Genomic DNA, 24,208 nt, shown 5'->3' with positions numbered 1-24,208 from the left:
CCTCCTACGTCGTTGCAAGAAATTCAACGTTCTGCGCCCAAAGGGCCGGTCGACCCACATGGAATCCCTGAACGAAATCCACGCCCATCGTGCTCAGCGCGCGCAGGATGGCTTCGTTCTCGACGTATTCCGCGATGGTGAGACGCCCCATCGAATGGCCGATGTCGTTGATTGCCGCCACCATGTCCTTGCTAACGGCATCCTTGAGCATGTCCTTGATGAATCCGCCGTCGATCTTGATGTAATCGACCGGCAGATGCTTCAGATAGCCAAACGAGGACATGCCAGCACCGAAGTCGTCGAGCGAAAACTTGCAGCCGCGCTTCTTCAACTCGCGGATAAATCGCGCGGCGGCCGCGAGATTGGCAATCGCGGTGGTTTCGGTTACTTCGAAACAGATGGACTCGGGGGCGATGGTGCTGAGTTCGAACTGGTCGGTCAGAAATTGGAGAAAGCGCTCGTCGCCGATCGACGCTCCCGACAGATTGATCGCATACTGAACGCCCTCGGGATTGCCTGTCCTGGCGAGCGTCGCAAACACGGCGCGCACGACCCAGCGGTCGATCGCGGACATCAGTCCGTACCGCTCGGCAGCGGGCAAAAAGTAGTGGGGCGATACGATCTTGCCGCCGTCGCCGACCATGCGCAGCAGCACTTCCATGTGACGTGGATGCTGCGCGGATTCGCCGAAACTGTCTGCACGCTGGACCGCGCGGACCTCCTGAGCGTAGAGGCAAAAGCGATTGTTCGCCAATGCGTCCTTGATACGACCACACCATGACATGGCGCTCGCATGACGCGTGAGTTCCTTGTCGCCGCGCACGGCCAGGTGCACGCGATCGCGCCCGCGCTCCTTGGCGAGATAGCAGGCGATATCGCCGAAGCGCATCGCCGTCTCCATATCGAGCCCGCGCAGATCGACCAAACCGATGCTCACGCTCGTCGACAACGTGTGTGTCTCGCATGACCACTGGAACGCGGCGACCTCTTGTCTGAGGCGCTCGGCAATTTTCATCGCGGATTGCTCGTCGCAATCGGACATGAGCGCGGCGAACTCGTCGCCGCCCAGGCGCGCGAGCGCATCCTCTTCACGAAGGCAATGCCTGAAGAGGGCCGCCACCTCACGCAGCATGGTGTCACCCGCCGCGTGGCCGTAGGTATCGTTGACCACTTTGAACTGGTCAAGGTCGAGGATCATCAGCATGCAGGGGCGCTGCGCGCGCTCGATGCCGGATTGCGCGCCGAGCAATGCGGACAGGCGCCGCTCGAACTCCGTGCGATTGAGCAAGCCAGTCAAGCCATCGTGCGACGCCTGCCACGAAAGATTCGAGACGTATTCGCGCTCGCGGGTCATGTTCCGCAGCAGCAGCACGGCGCCGGTGATCGTATCGGACGTATCGTGCACGACGGACGTGATGGCTTGAACCACGGTCTCTGTGCCCTGCCGGTTGGTCAGCACGAGATCGGTGCTCGGGTCCCACGGCTCGGGGCCGCGCAACGCCTGCTCGATCGGATCAACGGGACGCCGGTCCCATTCGCGCGCGATGGAGACGATTGCGGTCAACTCGTGCCTCACGCAGCCTTCGGCTTCGCGACAGAAGAGGCGCTCTGCGGCGGGATTGATGAATTCAACGAGACCCGTTGGCCCGACTGAAACGACGGCCTCGCCGATCGAGCCGAGCGTGGCTTTCGCACGCGCTTCGCTCCGCCTCAACGCGTGCTCCGAGGCGAGTCGCGCGGTAATGAAGCGGCGGGCATACCACACGGACAAGGAGACCAGGAGCGCCGCAACGACGACGTTGATGCCGAAGAGTAACAACGCGGTTTTTCGGAACGCGGAGCCCAGCACGTCGGCGAATGCGCGCGAGACTGGCGCAATCGCCGAATTGATGTTCCAGATTTCGCCCGTCAAGAACTCGACGTCGATCTGGCCGGGTGCGCCGGCGGACTTGGCGACGCGCAGTCTTTGCGCGGTTGCGACAAGCTGGTCAACGAGCGCGTCGCCGCGTGTCCAATACGTGACGGCGTGTTCAAAGTAGCTGGCGCGGCGGAAGGTCCGGAAGACCCAGATGACCGAACTGACGTCGGCGGGGTCGACGCCGCTTTCGAGGAGCGCCTGCCGGGCCGTACCGAGGTCGGGATTCAGACCTTCCAGCGCGAGCCGGGCACGCTTCAGATTGAGCGGATAGGCGATTGCACTCTCATACTGGCGAAAGGCTTCCTCGTCACCGGTCTGCGCATAGCGTATGAGATAGAAGACTGCGTCCTTCTGGCCTTTCGACCACGTGCTCTCGCCACCGATATACGCGCGAACAGACGACATGATCGAGAGGCTCGTTGCGACAAGCGCTAGCAGTGATGCAACGACTGCCAGAAAAGGCCATGTAGTCTTGAATAACTGTCGATTGGTCTTCGATGCCGCCGGCATATCGAGCCTTGTTATCGGTTTTTTCTCTGCGCTTGGCGACAAAAAGCGTCCCGCCGCAAGGCGCCGTCGAATTATTTCGAACGATCGTCTTTTGCGGTGAACTCTGTCGCTTCGATTTATAACGGCACGAGGAATATGAACTTGAAGCTCTACTCGAAAATCTCGAGGGTCGAATAGTACCTGCAGGAAGACCGATCAAAGGATTTGATAATAAGAAAGAGTGCGAACTGTTGTTTTTATCCACTGAGCTTATTGTTGCTCGTTCGAATGTGTTCGCGGACATGCTGAGGTGGAAAACCCGTCTACCTATTCAAGAGCGACCGTGCGAATTTAATGTAGTAGGTGATTACCTTGTTCGATGTCCACTTATCCACAGCTCAAAAAAGACGGGCTTACGCTTGCATTGTGGATTCACGAATATTCGTGTCAATTACGTAGGATATCGAAGGTGAAAATGCGGTTAGGCGGGAATGAGAGTGCGATCCTTCAGGCCGACAAATATGTGAGCCTAGGGCTGGACGTTCTCGGTGACCGAATCGATCTGAGCGAGAAGTGCAGAGGCGACGCGTAGCTGCGCCGGCAATAGGTGGCTCGATGCCAGTAGCGCAGTCACGCGTGCGCGCCAATAGCTGCGCGGAAACACGGTCTCTCGATGCCGAACCGCTGTCGCAATCAAGACGCGCAGATGCGCGAGCTCGGCGTCGGTCGATCGCAGCTCGCTGGCACTCGTAGGAAATGGGTCTCTGGCGTCCATTGCCGCAATATCGGCACGACTCTGCATTTCCTGAGCGGTGAGATCGGATGTATTAACGTAGAGGCCGCATGCGTCGCAATCGGAGAAGTTCGGTCAAGGGTTCGGCAATCGCTCGAATGCGATTACGGTAAAACCGTAATTCGGTGCAATTTTTCGAGTACCGGTCGGCGGTAGCCTGGCAGGCGCGGTCATCATGCGCGAAAACGCGCCGCGGCATCGAGTCGTGAACGCTCACCAAACACAAAGAGTGATCTTGCGTGCTACTCGCGTAGCGCGACGCGATTGGAAAGGCTGCGACGACCAGCCGTTCGGTGATATGCCATAGCGTGCGGCGGGGTAATCTTGCGTCCTCGGACGGTGAAAACGTGTATCCAGTCGCTCTCGAAGGTCGTGCCTGTATCGCGCGCGGTCGACCTCTCCCAGGCGAGCACCGTCACGTGATCGCCCGCCTCGATGAATTCGAGCGGCTCGAACTCGTGTATCTGGTCGGCTCGCGGAATATCGGCAAAGAAGGCGGCGACCTCGTTGCGCGTCGTGCGTCGTCTCGCATAGGGCAGGTCGGCAGAGGTAACGAATTGCCAGTCTACTTCGTCGGCGACTAGCTCGAGAATCGCGGCCACCTCGCCGCGTCCGAATGCCTCATACGCCTGCTGTACGAGTTCTCTAGCCGCTCCCATGTTTCCCTTTCTTCTCTTCGCGTGGCGCCGTACCTCATGTCGCTCGCACACCGTCGTCGGCGAGCGTTCCTCCAGCTTAGGTCACCGTCACCGAGTCGCGAACTGAATTCGTCGGACGCGGCGCCGGGCAAGCGTCGGCATCCAGAGCGAAAGTGCCATTGACGAGGGACGGTCAGATCGGCAACGCGAGATGATTGGCGTCCCAACGCAGAGGCCCATTGTCGCGAGGCTCGTCGCGGCCCAAATCGCGATGCGTCGGCGGACCTTAGCTATCCACGTATGTGTGAAGGACACTTACGGAGCGTGTCTGCGGTGGGCGGGAAAGACGGGCGTCAGTTGCACGTTCCGGATTTCCAGCAAGTCCGCCGCGCTCTGCATCGCAGAACGGAGGATAGCGCAGGCGATTACGCGTAACATCCCGACTATGAAATCGTCGGCCGACATCTCTGGTCGTAGGCCAATTCGCGTCGGACTACATCTCTTCAGGGAGAGACCTATGTTCAGGAGCATTTTGCGATCAGGCTTCTTCCCCGCCGTTATTGCAATGATAGTGGCCGCATGTGGGACAGCATCTGAACATTCTGGCCAGGCTTCCATCGATCCGCCTCAAGCGGTGCGCATCATGACGTTGGTAGCGTCCGGCGTGCAGACTTACTCGTGTGAGTTCGACGCGCAGCATCATTTGGAATGGGCGTTCAAGAGTCCGCAAGCAACGCTGTTCGATGCGAGCGGCCGTCCCGCGGTCCGGCATGGCGCGGGGCCGTCCTGGGAAGCAGACGACGGAAGCCGGATCGTAGGCCGTGTGCTCACACAGAAGCCCAGCGAAACGCCCGCGAGCATACCGCAACTGTTGCTCGAAACTCGCAGCACGTCAGGAATCGGCGCACTTTCGGCTGTCCGATATGTCCAGCGAGTGAATACCGTTGGCGGGTTGAAGCCGGCGGCACCGTGTTCGACGGAACATGAAATCGGCAGTTCGCCCTACCTTGCAGACTATGTTTTCTATCGATAGTGGCGCCGGTTCTTCGAATGTTCGTGTTCGTTAAGCCAAACGAACAACCTCGTTGTTTCTAGCCAATCGATGGACATCACCATCCCTGTACGGCTGAGGCGGCGGCGGGAAAGGCGTCGTCCCACCAGAGGTGCCAGCGCTTGCGTGACCCAACTGACGGGCAGTAGTCCCTCAATACTGGAACAATGCGCGCGGCTCGAACGTAGCGCCGGGACGACCACCAGGTAGACGCGCCGGCCTAGGATTCGCACCGAGCCCGGCGTCGTGCGTTTGCGGCAGTCAGCGCAGCACAGACTTTGGCGCGTGCTGCAGTCCGGGCGCGCCGCCGGCGGGCATCCCCGTGCATTGCGGGAACAGTCGGCGCGGTCGAGCGGCTCCAAAATGGCAGCCGCAATTCTCCCGGGCGGTTTGCATCGGGTCTTCGTCAGCGCAGCAGGTTAAAGAATGCTCGCGTTCGTGGCACGGGATGGCACCCCGTGACGACTATGCGCACATGCGCAAGGTGATCGGCTACGTGAAGCGGCGTCTCGCGCAACGTCGGCACGAAGTCGAACATTCACACTGGCGCTATTCGCTGATGAACTGGGGCCACGATCCGCTGAAGTGATCGAACGACAGGCGAACGCGCCTTTACGGGAAACCCCTTAGAAGAAAAAAATGGTCAGCAATCTCAAAACTCGTTACTCTGGGTAACCGTTTTCCCAGATACATATTGGGAGCTTCCGCTTCTCATTTTTTGCACACGCCTCGCGCCAAGCGCGAGGCGTGCGGAGACACTCATGCCTCGAAAACGAAACGGCGGCGCGGCACTCACGCGGCATGCGTCGACTCCCGCACGATCAGACACGGCTCGATGGTCACATGCTCGATCTCTTGCTTGCCGGATAGCGCGTCGATGAGCTTCTGCATCGCGATCTCGCCGATGGTTTCGCTCTGCGTATCGACGCTCGTAAGTGAAGGCGCGGAGATCTCGCCATAGGGCACGTTGTCGATGCCGGTCACCGCGACATCGCGCGGCACGTTGATGCCGAGCGCCGTGGCCGCCTTGATGAAGCCGAGCGCAATGAGATCGTTGTAGCAGATGACCGCCTGTGGGCGGCGCGGCCCGAGCATCACACGTGAACATGCGTGCTCGCCGGCGCGCGTGGTGGGCGCGTGCGCGTCGTGTACGTCGAGTTCGAGCCCGGCCTCGGCCAGGCAATCGCGCACACCGGCAATGCGCTCGTCGTTGATGCGCGCCTGCCCGAAGCCCAGATACGCGAAGTTGCGATGACCGAGATCGAGGAGATGTCGAGTGAGCATGAAGGTGGCGAGCCGGTTGTCGATGCCGACGCTCGGAATGGGCAGCTTGTCGCTGCGCCTGAGCAGGACCACGGGTTTGTCGAGGTCGAGCAGCCATTGCGACTCGTCCTCGGGCAGGCGCGAACTGAGGATCAACCCGTCGACGCGGCGGGCGAGCGCTTCAACGAGCGGCCGTTCGCGCGCCTGGTTCTCGTCGACATCGACGAGCAGCAGCGTGTAATCGTGTCTGAGCGCCACGCGATTCGCGCCCTTCACGACATTGGTGAAATGCGGATTGCTGATGTCGAGGATTGTGAGACCGATGGTGCGCGTCTGCTTCGTCACCATCGAGCGCGCGAGCGGATTCGACTGATAGCCGAGCTCCTCGATCGCGGCCTTGAGCTTGGCCTCGACCGGCTCGGTGAATCGTTTCGTGCCATTGATGTACTTGGACACGGTTGCGACGGAGACGCCGGACAGCGCCGCGACGTCGCGGATGGTCGCCGAGGGTTTTTTCATGTGAAAACGTTTAATCGGGTGGGCACGCGCGGGCGCGCTGCGCGAATGCATCGAGTGTACGACGCCGGACGGCACTGACGTAGATATAGAGATTCGGCCGAAGCAAGTCAACCAGGCCGCATGCGCGGATAGAAGACGTCTATTCGATAAGGATGACGAAGTAAACAGGTCAAGAAACGATTGAATCCAACAGGAGGAGGGAAGTGATGAGAAACCGTACGATCCTGAGCGCTGTCATGGCAATTTTCGTCGCCGCTGGCTGCGGCGGCGGGCACGACGACAATGGCGGCACGCCGTCCACGTCGAATGCGCATGCGTGGATGAATACCTCGCTGCCGCCGCAGCAGCGCACGGCGCTCCTGCTCGCCGCGATGACGCCGCAGCAGAAGATCGCGCAACTCACCGGCACGCCCGGTGTGGTGCCGGAAATCCCGTCATGCTATGGCGCGCGACACATCACCGGCATACCGGAGTTGCAGATTCCCACATTGCGCGTGACCAACGGACCCGTCGGCGTCGGGCAAAACGATTGCGTATCTCCCAGCCTGCCCGGCTTGCCGCTCGCCTCGCTGTCGAGCCCGGCATCGGCCAAGGCGACCGCGCTGCCTTCGGGCATGGCGGTAGCGGCGTCTTTCGATACGGCCGTCGCGAGCCAGTTCGGCGACGTGATCGGCCGCGAGTCGCGCAATCTCGCGTTGCACGTGCTCGAAGGCCCGGGCATGAACCTCGCGCGCAATCCCACGCTCGGGCGCAACTTCGAGTACTTCGGCGAGGACCCGATCCTGAGCGGTACGATGGGCGTCGCCGAGATCAAGGCCATTCAGTCGCACGGCGTGATTGCGATGGCCAAGCATCTGGTCGCGAACGAGAGGAAACGAATCGCATGACGATCAACGAGAACATCGACGACAAGACGCTGCACGAGCTCTACATGGTGCCGTTCGAAATGGCGGTGAAGGATGGCGGGGTCGCTTCTGTCATGTGCTCGTACAACTCGGTGAACGGCGCGTCGATGTGCGAGAACAAGCACATCCTCACCGATGTGCTGCGCGGCCAGTGGGGCTTCACGGGCTACGTGCAGTCGGACTTCTTCGCCGCGCACAGCACGGCGAACACTATGCTCGCCGGCCTGGACAACGAAATGCCGGGCATCGACGTCGCGCCGCTCACGGCCTGGTGGACGCCTGCCAAAATCAACGCCGCGCTTTCGGCGGGACAGATTACGCAGTCGAATATCGACACCGCGCTCGGCCGCCGCTACACGCAGATGTTCAGGCTCGGCATCTTCGATCGACCCGTCACGCAGACGGCGATCGATCAGGCAGGCGATGGCGCGATCGCGCGCGCGATCGGCGAGCAGTCCGCGGTGCTGCTCAAGAACACCAACAACTTGCTGCCCTTCGATCCGAAAGCGATTCGCTCCGTGGCGCTGATCGGCCAGGCCGCCTATGCGAACAAAGCGGTGTCGGGCTGCTGCGGCGGCAGCTCGGACGTGATTCCGCTTTACACGGTCACGCCGCTCGAAGGCGTGCAGAGCGTGCTGAAGCAGGCGGGATCGGCCGCGAGCGCGAGCCTCACGGTCGTCGCCGACGACAACAGCAACCTCGCGGCGGCCGTCGATGCCGCGAAGCGGGCCGATGTCGTGATCGTGCTGGCCGGCACCATCGCGGAGGAAGGCGCGGACCGACCGAGCATCGAGTTGTCGAACAATCAGGACGCGATCATTGCGGCAGTTGCGGCTGCGAATTCGCGCACGGCGGTCGTCATGAAGGACAACGCGTCCGCGCTGATGCCGTGGATCGATCAGGTGCCCGCCGTGCTGGAGACCTGGTTCCCGGGGCAGGAGGACGGCAACATCATGGCGAATCTCGTGTTCGGCATGACGAATCCGTCGGGCAAGCTGCCCGTCACGTTCCCGAAGAAGGCGGGCGACTGGCCCGCGAACACGCCGGCACAATATCCGGGCGTGACCGTCAACGGCCAGCCGACCGTCACGTATTCGGAAGGTTTGCAGATCGGCTATCGCTGGTACGACGCGCAGAACGTGAAGCCGTTGTTCGCGTTCGGGCATGGTCTGTCGTACACGAGCTTCACGATGTCGAACCTGCAGGTAAGCCCGCAATCGTCGGATGGCACGAAGCCGGTCACCGTGTCGGTGGATGTCGAGAACAGCGGCAAGGTCGCGGGCGCGGAAGTGCCGCAGGTGTATCTGTCGTTGCCGGCAGGTCTCGGACAGCCGCCGAAGCGCCTCGTCGGCTTCCAGAAGGTCATGCTCGCGCCGGGGGAGAAGAAGACGGTGCAGATCGTCATCGATCCGAACGCGGCGAGTCATCCGCTCGGCACGTGGGACACGGCCTCGCAGCAGTGGAAGACAGCGGGCGGGCAGTATCAGGTGCTGGTGGGCGATGCGTCGGATAACCTGTCGCTGAATGCGGCGTTGTCGGTCGGGAAATAGACGCGGTGAATCGAGGTCGGCCGCTCGGGTGCTTAGCCGGGCGGTTGGCCTCGTTTGATGGTTTTTTTGAGTTGTTTATGATGGGTCGCGTCGAAGCCGTGAGTCCGTGACGGCATGCGCTCGCTGTGTGTGGCTTCAACGAACGATAGTACGTCTTGAGAAAATGGGTTATGAAGTTCGTCCCATACATCGTCGAAAAGGTGATGTGGACGACTTGGCCGTCACCTCTTTAGAACATTCATCGATCTGGCGCTCTCGGCCAGAAGGGGGACCTTCGTCAGCGCTCTCGGCCGGCGAACTAGCGGCCGTTCCAGCGCCAAGTAGCCTCGTCTGGAAGCGAATCCGGCGGAGGGCGTAGCGGAAATTCGCAGAGCACCTCAAGCGGGCGCGGCAGACCATCGACAGGTTCCCGCGATGGAACTGCCCAAGCACGACAGCGAATCCTCGGGCGGAGACAGCGGCAACGCACCAACATCTGGCGCGTTGCCACGGTCCCCAACAGGAAATAGCTCACGTCTTTCGAGACGCGAACCCAAACATTCTCGTAGGGACATTCTCCGCTCTCGCGTTGCGCTAGTCCCTTACTCGTTTTCCGGCGGACTCTCTTCTGCCGGCCGACGGAGCTTGGCGCTTTCGACCAAAAACGCCGCCGGCCTGTCACTACGCTCAGTTGACTCTTTCTCGGTCGAACGCCGTCCGGTTTGCCGTCACAAATTGCTCAACAGTCTGCGGGGCCTGCCCGGTAATCTGCTCGATAACGGTGTCCGTTCCCTCGAACACACCGTTCTGATAGTCGACTGCGACCTCGATGAAGTGCTGAATCGTGAAGTCCGGCAGGCCGTAGTGGCTCAGATGCTCGCGATACCCATCAAGAGTCGTTGGGTTGTAGACGATTTTCCGGCCGAGCACATCGCTCACGACGTCGGCAATTTCAGATTGCGTCATTTCTCTCGGACCGCATAGCTCATACGCTTTCCCGATGTGACCGTCGGGATTCGAGAGCACGGCGGCGATGAAGCGAGCCTGGTCTTCAGCGGTAATGGGCGCGTGCTTGCCATCACCGAAGGGCAGCGTAATCTCTCCGTTACGCACAATCGTGTCTCGCACCCAAGGAAACACGAGCCACTCGGAAAAGAACGTTGGCCTGATATGTATGGTCGGGACCTCGGACCAGTCGAGCACGCGCTCCGCAATCCAATGGTCCCGCGCGGCGTTGCTCTTAGCGTTCTCCCGCGCCGATATCTGGGACATGTTCACGACCACGTCGAGCCCCGCGCGACGAGCGGCATCCGCGAAGTAAGCGGTCGCTTGAATAAATCCCGGTCGCACGGGGAAACACAGGTATGCGGCGTCAGTGGCTTCTGCCGCCCGTATGGCATCGTCATGCGAAAGCAAGTCGCCAGAAACGACCTCTGCACCGGCGCGATGAAGCGCCTCACTGCGCTCATCTTCCTTGCGGACAAGGGCGCGGACTGCATGTCCTCTGTCGAGAAGGTTGCGAACGACATGAACGCCCGTTTTTCCGGCCGCCGCTGTTACCAAAATCTTGCGTTGCTTCATCATGCTTCTCCTCGTTCTGCTTGAAGATCAAGTTCAGACAATTTCCGTTGCGGTTACTGGTAGCCAACGACGGGGGCTCTCTGTGTATATGCACACATATTGGCGTGCGCGCTTACAGGGTCCGAAGTTCACGTGTTTGTCTTCCGCAACGGGCTTAACAGGATTATAGTTATAATCCTGATGTCGGCAGCATGGCGTGGCGCAAGTCACAATTGTCGAAGGTGCATCAATCGCGACCCGACAAAAAACCACCGCTGAACGAGTTGTAAGGGGACGAAATGGGGCACTCCCAAGCCGAAAAGCTAGAGACGCATCAGCGAATCGTTGTTATCGCGGCGAAACGCTTCCGCGAACAAGGGATTGATGGTGTAAGCATCGTTGATGTGATGAAAGAGGCTGGTCTCACAGTTGGCGGCTTCTACAAGCATTTTTCCTCACGTGACGAACTTGTCGTGGAGGCGTTCGAGCACGCATTGAAAGACATCGAGTCGTGGGAATCGGCCATTCCCGTCTCGCCTTCCCAGGCGATGCGCTCCTACTTGTCCGAATCGCACAGGGACGATTTAGTCACAGGATGTCCCATATCGGCGCTGGTCAATGACGTGGGGCGCAACACTGGTGGCTTGAGGGAACTCGTTTCAGCGGAGGTGAGCAAGATTGTTGACCTGATTTCGCAAGCTTCACCGGCCGAGGAGACTGCTTCGAAGCGCAGCGACGCGCTTCTTGTATTGAGCGCGTGTGTTGGTGCGGTCGCGCTTTCGCGCGCTGTTTCAAACCGTGAGCTTTCGATGCAAATTCTCGGCGAAACGTTAGCGGGGGTTCTCGGCATATTGTCGTCGAATCTTCCGGCCGGTGAGTAGCGGCGCGTAATGCGCATGTTGGCAACGCCAACCCCTAGCTAGGCAACCGAAAATCGCGGTAACGGAGCACGCCGTCTCGGAGCAACGCAGTTGCTGCTAAAAAAGATGCATGCTCGCGTTCGGCTCGAGTCACTGGCGTCGCATGCCCTTTTCGAAGCGAATCACATCCCCGAAGCAAGAGACACGAGTCTGAAATGGGTCCGTCTTATTTCGGGCGCGGACAGGCTTAGTGGAGCACGGAAGTCGGATGAGCTCGGATGACGAGCCCACGCGTTCACGAGGTGGGTTCCGCTCGACGAACGGATAGAAGCAGTTGCGTTTGGAGAAACTCGGCGATTGAATCCAGTCCGGGCTTTTTGTCAGTCGCGATTGCTAGTCTGATTCTGAGCTGGTCGCCAACCGGAGTAATCTTCAGTTTGGTCGAAGTGGCGGATGTCGGGCTCAGCGAGCTTTGAAAAAGAAGGGATGAGCAGAACCCGTTCTCCACAGCTGAAACGATGCTGGGTAGATTGCCAGAGCGAAATGCAATCCGATGCAGGGGCGCCTGCTGAGCAGCAAGCCGCAGGGTCATGTCGCGTAAGACGCAGTCGACGTCCAACAGGCCGACTGCCGTATAGCTGTCGGCGCACTGCTCGCTTTCCAAAGGTTCGGCCCAAACAAGCTTCTCCTCCCACAGCGGCAAGCCCGAATCTATGTCCACATCCTGCGTCAGTATCGCCAGGTCCAGTTCGTTGTTTTCAATCTTTCGCCGAAGTTTCCGACTCAAATCGCATTCTACAGAGGGGACTACAGCAGGAAAGTTGTCGTGAAGGTAGGGAAGGGCTGAAGACAAAAGGGCAGGAGCATAGTCGGCTGGTACCCCAATTCGAATCTCACCGGCAATCGGCTCGCGTAAGAATTCGTTCAGCGCAGCGTTCTCGAGGCGAAGCATGGCGCGAGCGTGAGCGAGCATCTTTTCACCAGCCGGAGTCACCCGCAGACTTTGATTGTTTCTCTCAAGAAGTCGCTGTTGTACACACTCTTCAAGACGCTTGATTTGCATACTCACGGCTGACTGCGTGAGAAATAGATGTTCGGCCGCGCTCTTCAGGCTCCCTGAGAGGCAAACCGTTACGTACGTCTCCAATACGTTCAGGTCCAGCTTTCCGCGTCGCATCGACTTGCTCCGTCCAGCAAACATCGAACAATCACTCTCCGATTATGCTTTGCCCGATGTGCCGACGCAATTATTGTTGAATCAGGTGGCGATAGCTGACGCCCGCGTCCGTATCGCAAACGAAGACCCTGAAGTAGTTGTACAGGCAGCCCACGGCTGCCCGGAATTCTGTGCGCCCCTTCAGAAGAGCGAGATCTGTCTTGGGTAGCCGAGGCAGGCGCTTCTCTTCCGCGAGAATACGCCATTCCGGGGGCACCATGTTCTCGGCGACGACCGTGATAGCGAGCCCGGATTGCGGACCGAGCTTCGCCGGAGGAGAGATAGCCGTGACATTCACGAGACTCGCTCGACCAGTCTCGTGAATCGGCTTCAGATGTGGTCAGGGCTTGAGGGCAGACGCATTTCGAAACAGCCGAACAGCGAAAGACTGAAGGTTCACACATACGCCCGAGTTGCTCACTTCATCCACTGCTGGATGAGTGAACGGTTCGCATCGATCCACGTCTTCGCTCCCTTCTCCGGCGTAGTCGCACCTTGCTTGTTGATTTCCGACATCAAGCCGCCGAGCGAGTTGTCATCCATCTTCCAAGTTTGAAGCCAACGTTCCACATCGGGATGCTGCTTCTTGAACGCCTGCGTTTCAATCCCGTAGATGGAGTCGGTCGAGCCATACTCGCCTTTCGGGTCCTTCAGGTACTTCAGCTTGTACTTGGACCAAATCCAGTGCGGCTTCCAAAGAGTGACGACAATTGGTTCCTTGCGTTGCTCCGCACGCTCGAGCGATAGAATCATTGCAGACTCCGACGAGGGTTGGACATCGTAATCGAGCTGATAGGCCTTCTTTGCCGATTCGGTTTCACGCATCAGACTGCTACCCGAATCAATGCCCACAATCTTCGGCTTCCCGCTCGATGCGAACAGGTTCTTGTTCGCGTTGAGCTGCTCGATGCTGTCGATATTCACGTAGTCCGGAACCACCAGGCCGAGGTTCGCCTCTTTGAACCACGGACCAATCTTGACCACCCGGTCTGCGACCTTGTCGTAGGCTGGCTTATCCAATGTGGGAAGCCAAACCTCAAAGGTAACATCAACTTGACCCGTAGCAACGCTGTTATACAGAAGCGCCTTGTCCGCATTTTGCAACTTGACGTTGTAACCCTTTTCGTCGAGAAGGATTTTCCACATGTTTGCGACGGCGATGTTTTCGGCCCAGTTGTTGACCCCAATTGTGATTGTCTTGTCGTCGGCGGCGCGGGCCGCGCTCACTCCGGACAGTAGAACAGCGGCCGTCAAGAGGAACTTAAGTAGCTTGAACATTTTCATAGAATCTCCCTGTTAGAAGGTTTGTTATCCTTATTTAGTGTGGGACCAGCGCAGCTAGGTGTGCCGCGGTTTGCTTCAGGTCATGCGACAAATTTCAGGGCATCAGCGCGCAGTGCAGGCTTGCCGAGCACCATGTCGCTTGCTTTTTCCGCCAGCATGATGGTTGCTGCGTTAATGTTTGCACTGGGAACGGACGGCATGACGGATGCGTCGATAATCCGCAGTCGTTCTACGCCTTTCACCTTCAAGTCAGGACTGACGACGGCGTAGCGGTCGTTCTTCGGTCCAATCTTGCATGTGCCGCACGGATGGTACGCGCTAGACGCATCCATCTTGATGAACTCGTCGAGAGCGTCGGTCGCACTCACATCGACTCCTGGCATGTCCTCACGGTAGTGAAAGCGGCGGAAGGCAGGTTGCTTCGAGAAGATCAGGCCAAGCCGAATCGCTTCGCGCATGACTCGCCAGTCCTCCTCGGTGTCCATGTAGTTGGGGTCGATTGAAAGCGGTTCTTCGGCGACCTTCGACTTCAAACGAACTTGACCACGACTCGTCGGGCGCATCGGGCCTACGCCAATGCGGTAGCCGTTGGTCTGCCGCGTTGGAATCCAGTCTTTGTTAAAGAAGACTGGAAAGAAGTGGAACTGGATGTCGGGGTGGACGGTATCTCGAGCGCTCTTCAAAAAGGCGCCGACATGGCATTGATTGACAGATGCGACACCGCATTTGAAGCCGAACCACTGCACGCCTGCGAGTAGCATCCTATGAAGCTGAAGCTCGCGATTCAGTGAGACGGGTTCCTTCGTCTCAATCTGTATGTGACACTCCAGGTGGTCTTGGAGGTTCCGTCCAACGCCTGGCAAATCTACCCTCACGTCGATACCTTTTTCTTTAAGGTGGTCGCCCGGTCCGATTCCAGAAAGCATCAACATCTGCGGAGAGCCGAACACCCCGGCGCAAAGGAGCGTCTCCTTGCGAGCAAGAACGTTCACGACAGAGCCGCCATGGAGCACCTGAAACCCAGTGGCCCTATTACCGACCATGTTGATTTGTCGAAGGGTGCTCTGCGTCCAAATGGTTAGATTGCCGTCGTCTTTGCGCGAGTGAAGGTAACCATACGAAGCGCTGTTGCGAATGCCATGGTCGACACTCATCTCAAAGCGCGACACCCCTTCTTGCTGGTATCCATTGACATCGTCGGTCAGCGGATATCCTGCTTCGACGCCGGCATCGAGAAATGCCTGATTCAACGGGCAAAGGAGCTCTTGCCGCTGCGCGTGGATGAACCCTTCGGTGCCGCGATATGCGCTCTTGACGTCACTCCTCTCAATCTTGCGGAAGTACGGCAGACAGCTTTGCCAGTCCCAACCGGTCGCGCCTTCTCGCGCCCACCGGTCATAGTCAAGAGGGTGTCCGCGAAGCCACGTCATTCCGTTGATAGAGGATGAGCCACCCAGAACGCGCCCGCGCGGTTGCTGAATGCGACGGTTGCCAAGGTTGTGCTGTGGCTCAGTCTCGAACCAATAGTTGTATTTGGAGGACGGCTTGAAAATCGAGCGGAGGCCGGCGGGCATGCGGATGACCCACGAGTTGTCTCGAGGACCCGCTTCAATCAACAACACTCGATTTCCAGCGTCGGCGAGCCGGCGCGCGAGAACGCAGCCGGCCGAACCCGCCCCGCCAATCACATAGTCAAATTCCACGACCTGGCTCATGCTCACGCTCCCGCAGCCACACCGCTGTTCTGGTGGTACGTGTAGCGGGTCTCGATGGGCGCGGAAATGGCCCACACGGCCTCTGCACCTTCATCAATCGAGACTAGGTCGCCAGGGGCGACGTCAAGTTCGACGCCATGCTTGAAAGTCAGCTTAGCTTGACCACGAACGACGAGGAACGTGGCGCCCGGAACGTACCTATGCGCAAACGTGTCGTCGTTGCACTGCCAGGTTTCCCAACCGGCAATCGTCCGTTCAACGTCGCTCGGTGCTGGTTGTTTGGAGACGGAAGGCGTGAAACTAGATGAGGTCATGTCAGACGTGCCAGGTTCAGTTGGATGTGGAGGCGAACATGCGTACGGGTGCGTCAAGACAGACCGGAACTCGCTTGCGCGAGCCTTTCTGGCGTGGGGCCGCTACCGGCAAGCCTTGACGCGAATCCACAGTAACCAGCCGTTATGCTCAAGGCAAACGAAACTATCTGATGTGGTGCTTCAAAGATTTTGAACCACCGGGTCAATAAGTATCGATTGCTTGCGGCTGCTGTCCTCTTCCAAAATCGCCCTAATGCTTCGGCTTCTCGACCTTCTGACCATGCAGCCAAGCTCGGCTGAGGCAGGTGCTCGGCCGGACATACGATTCGAACGTGACGAATCGAGTTCGGTTTGCGATGACCCTATACAGCGAGGTGCCCAGCCGTGGAAACAGTTGACTACCAGAAGGTTTACGCACGACGTCTCGAGCGAACACGAGAGATGCTGAAGGCTGAGGGCATCGACGCAGCCGTGTTGTTCGACCCGCTGAATCTGAGGTACGCGACGAACTGCCGGAATATGCAGGTATGGTCTTCCCATCACATGGTGCGCTACGCCTTCGTGCCGGTTGCTGGCAAAGTCGTGATGTTTGACTACGGCGGAGCGCTCCATCTCTCCGCAGGCAATGAGTTGATTGACGAAGCCCGGCCTGCCAAGTCGTGGGACTACTTTGGGTCCGGGTCGCGGTCAGAAGAGCATGCGAAATTATGGGCCGAGGAAATCGCCGATTTGCTCACTGAGGTTTGCGGGAAGGATGCCGTGCTGGGACTTGACCGCATAGACCTGCTACCTCTGCGGGCGCTCGATAAGCTCGGGGTTCGAACCGTCGATGCTAAGGGACCCCTCGAGCGTGCAATGTCGCTCAAGAGCCCGGACGAGATTCAAATCATTCGCGACTCAATGCGAGTTTGCACTGACGCAATCTCTTACATGCGAGAACACGTCAAGCCGGGTGTCAGCGAGAACTACCTGTTGTCGCTTCTGAATCAGTACAACATCGAGCATGGCGGCGAGTACCAGGAGACAAGAGCGCTGGCATCGGGTCACCACACGAACCCGTGGTTCGTCGAGGCGTCGGAGAAAACTATCGAGGCAGGCGAGATGCTGGTATTCGATAGCGACCTGATTGGCCCCCATGGGGTTTTCACGGACCAAACAAGGTCCTTCGTGATTGGCGACAAGCGGCCGAACAACGAGCAGCGGACGAACTACGCGTTGGCGTATGAACAACTGCAGCACAACATGTCGCTGCTACGGCCGGGGCTTTCGTTCCACGACTTCATCGACCACTCCTGGAAGATGCCGGAATTGTATGTGCCCAACCGATATGCTGAAATCGTGCATGGTCTCGGGTTCGGCGTTGAGTATCCGTTGGTGTACTTTCCGCCCGAGGCTCCTGCCTATCAGTATCCAGGCGTCTTCGAGGAGGGGATGACCGTCTGCGTCGAGAGCTATATCGGCGTACCCGGCGGTATAGACGGCGTGAAACTCGAACAGCCAGTGCTCATTTCACGGGAAGGCCCCGTCTCTCTCTCCGAATGTCCGTTCGAATTGGACTATCTGTAATCCCAACCGTACCGTTGATTGACCTGCGCTGGCGCTACCGCACCTCGGTAGCGGCAGCGTCTTTGCCACGATGGTGCAGCTGAATAGGCATGAGCCGTCTTGGACGTCCAAGACAGTGAGCGCTGCGCCGACAATTTCACGAGCGATAGCACCTTCGAGACGCTGGACCCTGCGTCGGGCGAGAAACCTGCACACGTGCAACACGCGTCTAACGCGGACATCGACCGCGCCGTGACCGCCGCTAAAGCCGGGCAACGCGAGTGGGCGGCCCTGACTGCAATGCAACGTTCCAGAGTCCTTCTGCACGAATGGCACGCGCATGTTTGTTCACGGAAGCGTCAGCGAGAAGTTCGAATCGCTCATTCTCGAGAGAGCGAAGCGCATCCGCATAGGAGCGCCATCGGACCTGCGCACAAACTTCGGCCCGTTGGTCAGCGCGGCACAGTTGGAAAAAGTGCTCGATTGCATCGAGAGCGGCAACCGCGAGGGCGCGCGGCTCGAGGCCGGCGGCAAGCGCCTGACGAGCGCCGAAATATGCCGGAGGCCAGTTCGTTTAGCCCGCGGTTTTTGCAGACTGCCGCGACGACATGCGCATCGTCCGAGAGGAAATCTTCGGTCCGGTGATGAGCATCATCGTAATCGACGAAGAAGACGAGGTGATTACTCGCGCCAACGATATTGATTTCGGGCTAGCTGCCGGCGTTGTAATCGAGAATTTTTCCCGTGCAAACTGGATAATCCATCGCCTGGAAGCGGGAATCTGCTGGGTGAACACGTGGGCCGAATCGCCGGCTGAAATGCCTGTCGGCGGCTATAAGCAGTCTGTCATAGGGCGTGAGAACGGAATCGCTGCGCTGAACGCGTACACGCGGACGAAGCCTGTCCAAATCGAACTCGGCGTCTATCTGGCCGTGTTCTGAGGGCGAGCGCCCGCCCACGGAGCGCACCGGGGTCGGAGTTGAAAAACGTCCGATCACGTTAGGAGTCTTCGCGCGAAACGGACGACTTCCTCGTCGAAACCGTTGACGGCGCGGGAGGCCATCACCCCGGAGCTTGATGACGTATCGCAGTCGGCTCAATGCCGAACATACGTTTGTGCGTGCGAGTGAGGTGTGCCGAGTCGGCAAAGCCGGCCTCATGCGCGGCCTCCGTCCACGAGGCGCCGGTCATAACCGCCTCGATGGCCAAATTGATTCGCAGCCAAAGGACGTATGCCCTGAACGAGCTACCGGTTCCCGCGACGAACAGGTGTCGAAAACGGCTCTCCGACAGGGCAACCGCAGAAGCGACCTCGCCCAGCGAGACCGGGTTTCGAATGTGCGCGCGGATATAGTCGAGGGCGCGGCACAACCGCGGGTCCAGGTTCCTGTCCAGCCGGGTCGTGGTGCCACACAACGCTGAGATGACAGACGTTGCAGCTTCGACCATGTTCGAGGTCTGCTGGCTCGTCTGCAATGCCTCGAACAACAATTTTGCTGCAGTGCGAGCGGCGGCGCGCGGAAGTTCGGCAACGGCCGTAGAGCCGTATCGTGCCGAGAGGGCGCGGCCAGCGCTGCTCTCAGGCTCCACAAAGAGGTGAGCCAGGGTGGCCGCGCCATCAATTTCGAACTGGTGCGGGCATTTGCTGGGGACGATGGCACCTTCGAAGTCAGCCCAGGCTCCGTCGGCGTTCGTGCGAAAACGGAACCTGCCCTTGAAAGCCAGGGCCAATTGATGGGCGTGGTGCTCGTGCCACTGTGTTCTGCCCCGACCTTCGCCGATCCAGAGACTGCCGCCTTGCCAGAAGTAGACGCGTCCCGACCCTCGGGTGATGGACGGCTGCCTGGAGTTCCCCCGCAATGCTGTCACATCACCTCCTCAGTTCAGCCGTTTCGTTCAAGTTGTTTCCGCTCTCGGCAATAAAAATAGCGCATCTCCGACACGATCTTCAAGGATCCGAACATGCTCAGACTATCTGCGCCGACCGCGCTTGCTGCGGTCGCCATAGCTCTCCTTACAGCCGCCTGCGGCACCCCGCCGACGAACTTGGACCTTTCGCTGCAGCATCCCAGCGCTCAAGGCAAGTTCGTGGTTCGCATGGAGCCGCCCGCCGCCGGGCCCGCCATCAACCAGATGCATGCTTGGCAAGTGTATGTGGAAACGTCTGAGGGAAAGCCTGTGTCACACGCCACGATTGGCTTCGACGGCGGAATGCCCCAGCACGGTCACGGCTTTCCTACCAAGCCCCGGATCACCCGGGAGGTCGAGCCAGGAGTTTATGGGCTCGAGGGCATGAAGTTCAGCATGACCGGCTGGTGGGATATGCGGCTGGCGATTCAGGCCGGCAGCGAATCCGATGGCGCGGAGTTCAACGTCATCGTGGACGAATCCGGGATTCGGCGCTGAGCGCTTACAAGGAACCCTGAATCATGAACCCGCCACACAGGCCAAGGACGCTCGCCACGGCGTTCGTGGTTTTGCTTGCCTTACTCGCCGTCTTCGGGCGCGCGGCCGAAGCGACGGATAGCCTCATAGCCTGGTCGAAGGAAGAGCAGGCGGTTCTATCCTCGATGAGCTTGAGTAGGCTCCCGGCTCCTCCGCCTGACCTATCGAATGCAGTGGCCGACAATGCGGCAGCGGCTTCACTCGGAAAGCGGCTTTTCGCAGATGTGCGCCTGTCTCGTAACGGCGCGGTGTCTTGCGTCAGTTGCCATTCACCGGACCACCAGTTCCAGGATGGATTGTCCGTCGGGCGGGGCATCGGTTCGGGAAAGCGTCGTACTATGCCAGTCGCAGGGACGGCGCACAGCCCTTTTCTGTTCTGGGACGGGCGCAAGGACAGTCAGTGGTCGCAGGCATTGGGGCCGCTGGAAGATGGCGTCGAGCACGGCGGCAACCGCGTCCAGTTCGCTCGGGTCGTGCAGACGCACTACCGGCGCGAGTATGAGGCGCTGTTCGGCGCGCTGCCGAACCTGCAGGGTCTGCCCGCCAACGCGAGCCCGCTGGGCAACTCTGAGGAGCAGCAGGCCTGGTCTCGGTTGACGGTCGGACAGCGTGACGCGATCAATCGCGTCTTCGCAAACCTCGGGAAGGCCATCGCTGCTTACGAGCGGACCGTGGCCTTCGGCGAGGCACGCTTCGACCGGTACGTTGCAGCGCTTCTCGCAGGCGACCGCGCGGGCCAGCAAGCCTTGTCAGCCCAAGAGGTCAAAGGCCTTCGTCTGTTCATCGGCAAGGCGCAATGTGCGACGTGCCACAACGGCCCACTCCTGACGGACCAGGCCTTTCATAACACCGGCATTCAGACAAGAGATCCAACCCTGCCTGACCTCGGCCGCGCGCCAGCCACCTCTAAGCTGATATCGGACGAGTTCAACTGTTTGGGCCGCTATAGCGATGCGCCACCGCAAGCCTGCCAGGAGCTGAGCTTCATCTCCGCCGGGGACCCGGCCATGGAAGGCGCCTTCAAGACGCCGAGCCTGCGCAACGTGGCCCTCAGGGCGCCGTACATGCACGCAGGCCAGCTCACAACTTTGGATGAGGTGGTGACGCACTATGTACGCGCGCCGAAAGCATCTGTTGGTCAATCAGAGCTTGCACAAGATGACGATCGGCATACTGAACGCAAACCAATTCGTCTGTCGGAAGACGAAATGCGGGACGTTGTCGCGTTCCTCGGCAGTCTGTCTGGGACCATCGTAGAGCGCCCCAATCGTTAATGGAGGCTCAAATGCGAAGAGCCATTTCATTACGGACATCGCACTTACCTTATGGGCGTTTTTGATAACCCGCCGGCATCGGGACGGCGGTGAGGCGGCATCGGACCGCACACGGAGCGTCGGTATACGTCTTTGGAGGACTTACGCATGCTGGGCCGCCCACCAACGACTCTCTCGGTGGCCATCTTCAGAACGCCAGGCCCGACTGAAATGGTGTGACGTGATAGTGTCCGCAACTAGGTTCGACGCACGGAAAGCCCGGGGGCGCTGATTGCGCGGGGCCTCAACTGAATCGCGACACGATTCAACCGAGGCCGGCGAAGGCACCGGACCGTGGTCCGGCTATCTGAGGCGAGCACCGTCAATCAATGAAATCCCGGCAAAAATTGACGGTGGTTTCGGCAACGTCTCAATGTGACGCGTGCGAAAGAGTCTTGTCCGGCTCGGGTGCGAACAGTTGACAGACGATGCCGCCGACAACGAGCGCCGTGACACAACATCCCAACGTCACCTGCACACCATACTTGTTCATGATGATCGGCAGAAGGAACGTACCTCCCGCGCCACCCAGGCGGCTTATAGCCACGGAAAAGCCGATTCCCGATGCACGAAGTTCCGTAGGAAAGAGTTCTGGGAGATAGGCGTATTCGAGCACGGTACTGCCCGACATGACCAGAGCAAAGGCGGAGAATAGGACCACAACGAGGGATGCCGGCATTCCCACCCAAAGCGTCAGTACGAGCAGGGTAGCAGCACAGAAATAAAAAGAGCCAGTCAGAAAAGCGCGACGGCTAATCTTCTCGACAATCCAGAGCCCAAGCAAGATACCGATAAAAAGGAAGACGTTATAGATCACAGCGCCGGCGCTTGTGTCTTGCACCTTAATCGATTCCAAGACCTTGGGGATGAAAGTTCCAAGCGCGAAGAACGGAATAACTTGGCAGAAATAGAACGCGGCTCCAACGAAAGTGTTGCGCCGCCACGTCCGACTGAACAATTGTGACCAAGACCCCGACTTCGGATTGTCGCTCACGACCGGAAGGGCAATGCCTTTGCCGAAATGTTGCGTCACGACGGCTTCGGCATCCTTCTTACGGCCCTTGGTGAGCAGCCAGAGCGGCGATTCGGGCGTACCCAGACGGATGATTAGCGTAATCAACGCCGGCACAAAGCAACTAGCCAGCGCCCAACGCCATGCGTCAGGACCGATCTTTTCGATATAAAGGCCGGCGATGTATGCCGTAACAAATCCTGCTACCCACGCGACCATAACAGTACTCATGATCCGTCCGCGGTGACGCTGCGGAGAGAGTTCGCTCACCAGAGAAATGCTAACGGCGTAGTCGGCTCCGATTGCAACACCCAGGATCAAGCGCAGCACGAGCAGCTGCAATGGTGAGGTGACAAAATACTGAAGAACCGCCGCAATGGCGAAGATCCAGATCGTAAGGTTGTAGATGCTCTTGCGGCCGATGCGGTCCACGATCGCTCCGGAAACCATGCTGCCTACCAAGATTCCGGCAAGTGAACCCGCCGCAATGAGACCCGTCCAGAAGTTGTCGAGTTGCAGTGCGGACGCTGCCAGAGTAAGAGCAATGCCGATGATGCCAATGATGTAGCCGTCTGTGAATTGGCCGCCCATCGCCCCAGCTATCGCCTTAACGTGAACCGCGCGAAGAGGTGCTTCTTCAAACGGTGTGTGAATTGCTGGCCGGTGAATCTTTCCACCAATACCTATAGTTATACTCATTAATCGTCTCCTGGATTACCCGTTGTAAAAGATTGAATCGCTTGTCTTTCTGGAATCTTGAGTGGTTCTTGTCCGAGCGCCCCCACCTGAAGCGGTAGGGGCGCCTGGGGCTTAGTCGACGTCTGGGCCCCACGTATCGGCTAGCGTGTACCCGGTCGGGTACGGATCTGAAGGAGCGAGCCAATGACGTTCTTGCGAATACGTCCATGCTCGGCCAGAGATCTCATGCGTGATCGTCTGTCGGTCATCCAATGCCGCGGATTCGACGATTTGGCACTCGAACTGACTGCCAATAAGGCTATGGAAGGTTACCGGCGTGTTCAGCCCGCACTCACCGCGCGCGTACATCGTCGCGAGCCGCGCCCCGCTTCCTGTGCCGCACGGTGACCGGTCCACACGGCCAGGGTGGATGATATTGACGTTCGTGAACTTCCCTCGTTTGCAGCTTGTGAACAACACGTACTCGATGCGGCTTATGTCAATGTCGTCGCGGGGCTGCACCCGAATCTGTTCGTTGGCGGCCTTCTTGAAGATTGCCGCAATTTCAACAAGCTTGCGTGCTTCCGCTCGATCCAGCGCAATGCCCAGTCGGTCTGCATCAACGAGTGCAAAGTAGCACCCGCCAAAGGCCACATCGACCAAAACGTTGCCGTATCCGGGCACTTCAAGCGGAACGTCGAGACGCTCGACAAAACTAGGCGCCATTTTGACCGTTACCCTTTCACACTTACCGTCCCGACACTCGGCTTTGGCGGTCACGAGTCCAGCCGGAGTCTCCAGCGTCACATAGGTAATCGGCTCGGTCATCTTGACCTTGCCGGTCTCGAGCGCTCCCGTGGTGACGCATATACAGTTCGAACCGGAGATAGCGTGCGCGCCGTCCGGCTGCATCGGGATGAAGGCGACATCCGCATCTGGAGACACGGGATCGAGCAGGAGGTTGACCGTCATGTTGGCCGAAGCCCGAGGTTCGGACAGACAGAAGCGCAAGAAGCTGCTGTCGACCTCGTTGAGATAGTTCATCTTTTGGCGCAGCGTGTCGCCCGGGATGACAGGTGCCCCTGAGAAGAGCACGCGACCGATCTCGCCTTCGGCGTGAACGCCGAGAATGTCTATAGACTGTGGGAGTTCCATGGCTGA

Annotated in this window: 20 protein-coding genes and 2 pseudogenes; 10 read left to right on the top strand and 12 right to left on the bottom strand. The window is 59.1% G+C overall.

What is annotated here, in order from left to right; all coding sequences use genetic code 11:
* Positions 1–4: 4 nt before the first annotated feature.
* Both AC1Z32_RS10520 and AC1Z32_RS10515 read right to left on the bottom strand, forming a co-directional pair.
* The gene (locus tag AC1Z32_RS10520) at positions 5–2,323 is read right to left on the bottom strand and encodes an EAL domain-containing protein (RefSeq protein ID WP_483478646.1); all 2,319 of its coding nucleotides are present in this window, start codon (positions 2,321–2,323) and stop codon (positions 5–7) included.
* Between the two features lie 1,119 nt (positions 2,324–3,442).
* Positions 3,443–3,859, bottom strand: coding sequence for a nuclear transport factor 2 family protein (locus AC1Z32_RS10515; RefSeq protein WP_483478645.1), 417 nt, complete (start codon positions 3,857–3,859; stop codon positions 3,443–3,445).
* Positions 3,860–4,355: 496 nt separating this feature from the next.
* Between AC1Z32_RS10515 and AC1Z32_RS10510 the strand changes: the two genes are divergently transcribed.
* On the top strand, positions 4,356–4,871 hold the full coding sequence (locus AC1Z32_RS10510; RefSeq protein WP_483478644.1) for a DUF3455 domain-containing protein: 516 nt from the start codon (positions 4,356–4,358) through the stop codon (positions 4,869–4,871).
* Between the two features lie 340 nt (positions 4,872–5,211).
* The gene (locus AC1Z32_RS10505) at positions 5,212–5,478 is read left to right on the top strand and encodes a DUF3140 domain-containing protein (RefSeq protein ID WP_483478643.1); all 267 of its coding nucleotides are present in this window, start codon (positions 5,212–5,214) and stop codon (positions 5,476–5,478) included.
* 203 nt (positions 5,479–5,681) lie between these two features.
* Here the strand turns inward: AC1Z32_RS10505 and AC1Z32_RS10500 are convergent, their stop codons facing one another.
* On the bottom strand, positions 5,682–6,671 hold the full coding sequence (locus AC1Z32_RS10500; RefSeq protein WP_483478642.1) for a LacI family DNA-binding transcriptional regulator: 990 nt from the start codon (positions 6,669–6,671) through the stop codon (positions 5,682–5,684).
* A gap of 206 nt (positions 6,672–6,877) precedes the next feature.
* Between AC1Z32_RS10500 and AC1Z32_RS10495 the strand changes: the two genes are divergently transcribed.
* Together AC1Z32_RS10495 and AC1Z32_RS10490 are read left to right on the top strand one after the other, a co-directional pair.
* Positions 6,878–7,558: a glycoside hydrolase family 3 N-terminal domain-containing protein gene (locus AC1Z32_RS10495; protein WP_483478641.1), complete on the top strand. Its 681-nt coding sequence runs from the start codon at positions 6,878–6,880 to the stop codon at positions 7,556–7,558.
* Positions 7,555–9,126, top strand: a complete 1,572-nt coding sequence (locus AC1Z32_RS10490) for a glycoside hydrolase family 3 C-terminal domain-containing protein (RefSeq protein WP_483478640.1) — start codon at positions 7,555–7,557, stop codon at positions 9,124–9,126. Before AC1Z32_RS10495 ends, AC1Z32_RS10490 begins: the two co-directional genes overlap by 4 nt.
* 666 nt (positions 9,127–9,792) lie before the next feature.
* Here AC1Z32_RS10490 and AC1Z32_RS10485 read toward each other — a convergent pair.
* Entirely contained in the window at positions 9,793–10,686 is an 894-nt protein-coding gene (locus AC1Z32_RS10485; protein WP_483478639.1) for an NmrA family NAD(P)-binding protein, read from the bottom strand.
* A gap of 278 nt (positions 10,687–10,964) precedes the next feature.
* On the opposite strand from AC1Z32_RS10485, the gene AC1Z32_RS10480 reads away from it, so the two are divergent.
* Complete coding sequence (locus AC1Z32_RS10480) at positions 10,965–11,546, top strand: TetR/AcrR family transcriptional regulator (RefSeq protein ID WP_483478638.1); 582 nt, start codon at positions 10,965–10,967, stop codon at positions 11,544–11,546.
* A gap of 274 nt (positions 11,547–11,820) precedes the next feature.
* On the opposite strand, the gene AC1Z32_RS10475 is transcribed toward AC1Z32_RS10480, so the two are convergent.
* From AC1Z32_RS10475 to AC1Z32_RS10455, 5 genes are all read right to left on the bottom strand, one after another.
* On the bottom strand, positions 11,821–12,702 hold the full coding sequence (locus AC1Z32_RS10475) for a LysR family transcriptional regulator (protein WP_483478637.1): 882 nt from the start codon (positions 12,700–12,702) through the stop codon (positions 11,821–11,823).
* A gap of 70 nt (positions 12,703–12,772) precedes the next feature.
* A complete protein-coding gene (locus AC1Z32_RS10470; RefSeq protein WP_483478636.1) occupies positions 12,773–13,039 on the bottom strand; it encodes a hypothetical protein in 267 nt (88 codons plus the stop codon).
* 119 nt (positions 13,040–13,158) lie between these two features.
* Entirely contained in the window at positions 13,159–14,025 is an 867-nt protein-coding gene (locus tag AC1Z32_RS10465) for a glycine betaine ABC transporter substrate-binding protein (protein WP_483478635.1), read from the bottom strand.
* An 80-nt stretch (positions 14,026–14,105) separates the two neighbouring features.
* Positions 14,106–15,740 (bottom strand): choline dehydrogenase, encoded by a 1,635-nt coding sequence (locus tag AC1Z32_RS10460; RefSeq protein WP_483478634.1) that lies wholly within the window; start codon positions 15,738–15,740, stop codon positions 14,106–14,108.
* 2 nt (positions 15,741–15,742) lie between these two features.
* The gene (locus tag AC1Z32_RS10455; protein WP_483478633.1) at positions 15,743–16,054 is read right to left on the bottom strand and encodes a cupin domain-containing protein; all 312 of its coding nucleotides are present in this window, start codon (positions 16,052–16,054) and stop codon (positions 15,743–15,745) included.
* Between the two features lie 384 nt (positions 16,055–16,438).
* On the opposite strand from AC1Z32_RS10455, the gene AC1Z32_RS10450 reads away from it, so the two are divergent.
* From AC1Z32_RS10450 to AC1Z32_RS10440, 3 genes and pseudogenes are all read left to right on the top strand, one after another.
* Positions 16,439–17,620 (top strand): M24 family metallopeptidase, encoded by a 1,182-nt coding sequence (locus AC1Z32_RS10450; RefSeq protein ID WP_483478632.1) that lies wholly within the window; start codon positions 16,439–16,441, stop codon positions 17,618–17,620.
* A gap of 195 nt (positions 17,621–17,815) precedes the next feature.
* Positions 17,816–17,866: pseudogene (locus AC1Z32_RS10445) on the top strand (hypothetical protein); the annotation flags it as partial.
* Between the two features lie 55 nt (positions 17,867–17,921).
* A pseudogene (locus AC1Z32_RS10440) lies at positions 17,922–18,540 on the top strand (aldehyde dehydrogenase family protein); the annotation flags it as partial.
* A gap of 121 nt (positions 18,541–18,661) precedes the next feature.
* On the opposite strand, the gene AC1Z32_RS10435 reads toward AC1Z32_RS10440, so the two are convergent.
* Positions 18,662–19,330: a helix-turn-helix domain-containing protein gene (locus AC1Z32_RS10435; RefSeq protein WP_483478631.1), complete on the bottom strand. Its 669-nt coding sequence runs from the start codon at positions 19,328–19,330 to the stop codon at positions 18,662–18,664.
* Positions 19,331–19,561: 231 nt separating this feature from the next.
* Between AC1Z32_RS10435 and AC1Z32_RS10430 the strand changes: the two genes are divergently transcribed.
* On the top strand, positions 19,562–20,005 hold the full coding sequence (locus tag AC1Z32_RS10430) for a FixH family protein (RefSeq protein WP_483478630.1): 444 nt from the start codon (positions 19,562–19,564) through the stop codon (positions 20,003–20,005).
* Between the two features lie 23 nt (positions 20,006–20,028).
* Positions 20,029–21,318 carry a cytochrome-c peroxidase gene (locus AC1Z32_RS10425; RefSeq protein ID WP_483478629.1) on the top strand — a complete coding sequence of 430 codons (1,290 nt, stop codon included), beginning with the start codon at positions 20,029–20,031 and terminating at the stop codon, positions 21,316–21,318.
* A 409-nt stretch (positions 21,319–21,727) separates the two neighbouring features.
* On the opposite strand, the gene AC1Z32_RS10420 is transcribed toward AC1Z32_RS10425, so the two are convergent.
* Together AC1Z32_RS10420 and AC1Z32_RS10415 are read right to left on the bottom strand one after the other, a co-directional pair.
* A complete protein-coding gene (locus AC1Z32_RS10420; protein ID WP_483478628.1) occupies positions 21,728–23,068 on the bottom strand; it encodes an MFS transporter in 1,341 nt (446 codons plus the stop codon).
* A 111-nt stretch (positions 23,069–23,179) separates the two neighbouring features.
* Complete coding sequence (locus AC1Z32_RS10415; protein ID WP_483478627.1) at positions 23,180–24,202, bottom strand: proline racemase family protein; 1,023 nt, start codon at positions 24,200–24,202, stop codon at positions 23,180–23,182.
* Between the last annotated feature and the right edge of the window lie 6 nt (positions 24,203–24,208).

The organism is Caballeronia sp. 11_S32, assembly GCF_056930355.1.
Note: the sequence above shows the minus strand (reverse complement) of the source record. Positions and strands in the feature narration are given on the sequence as shown.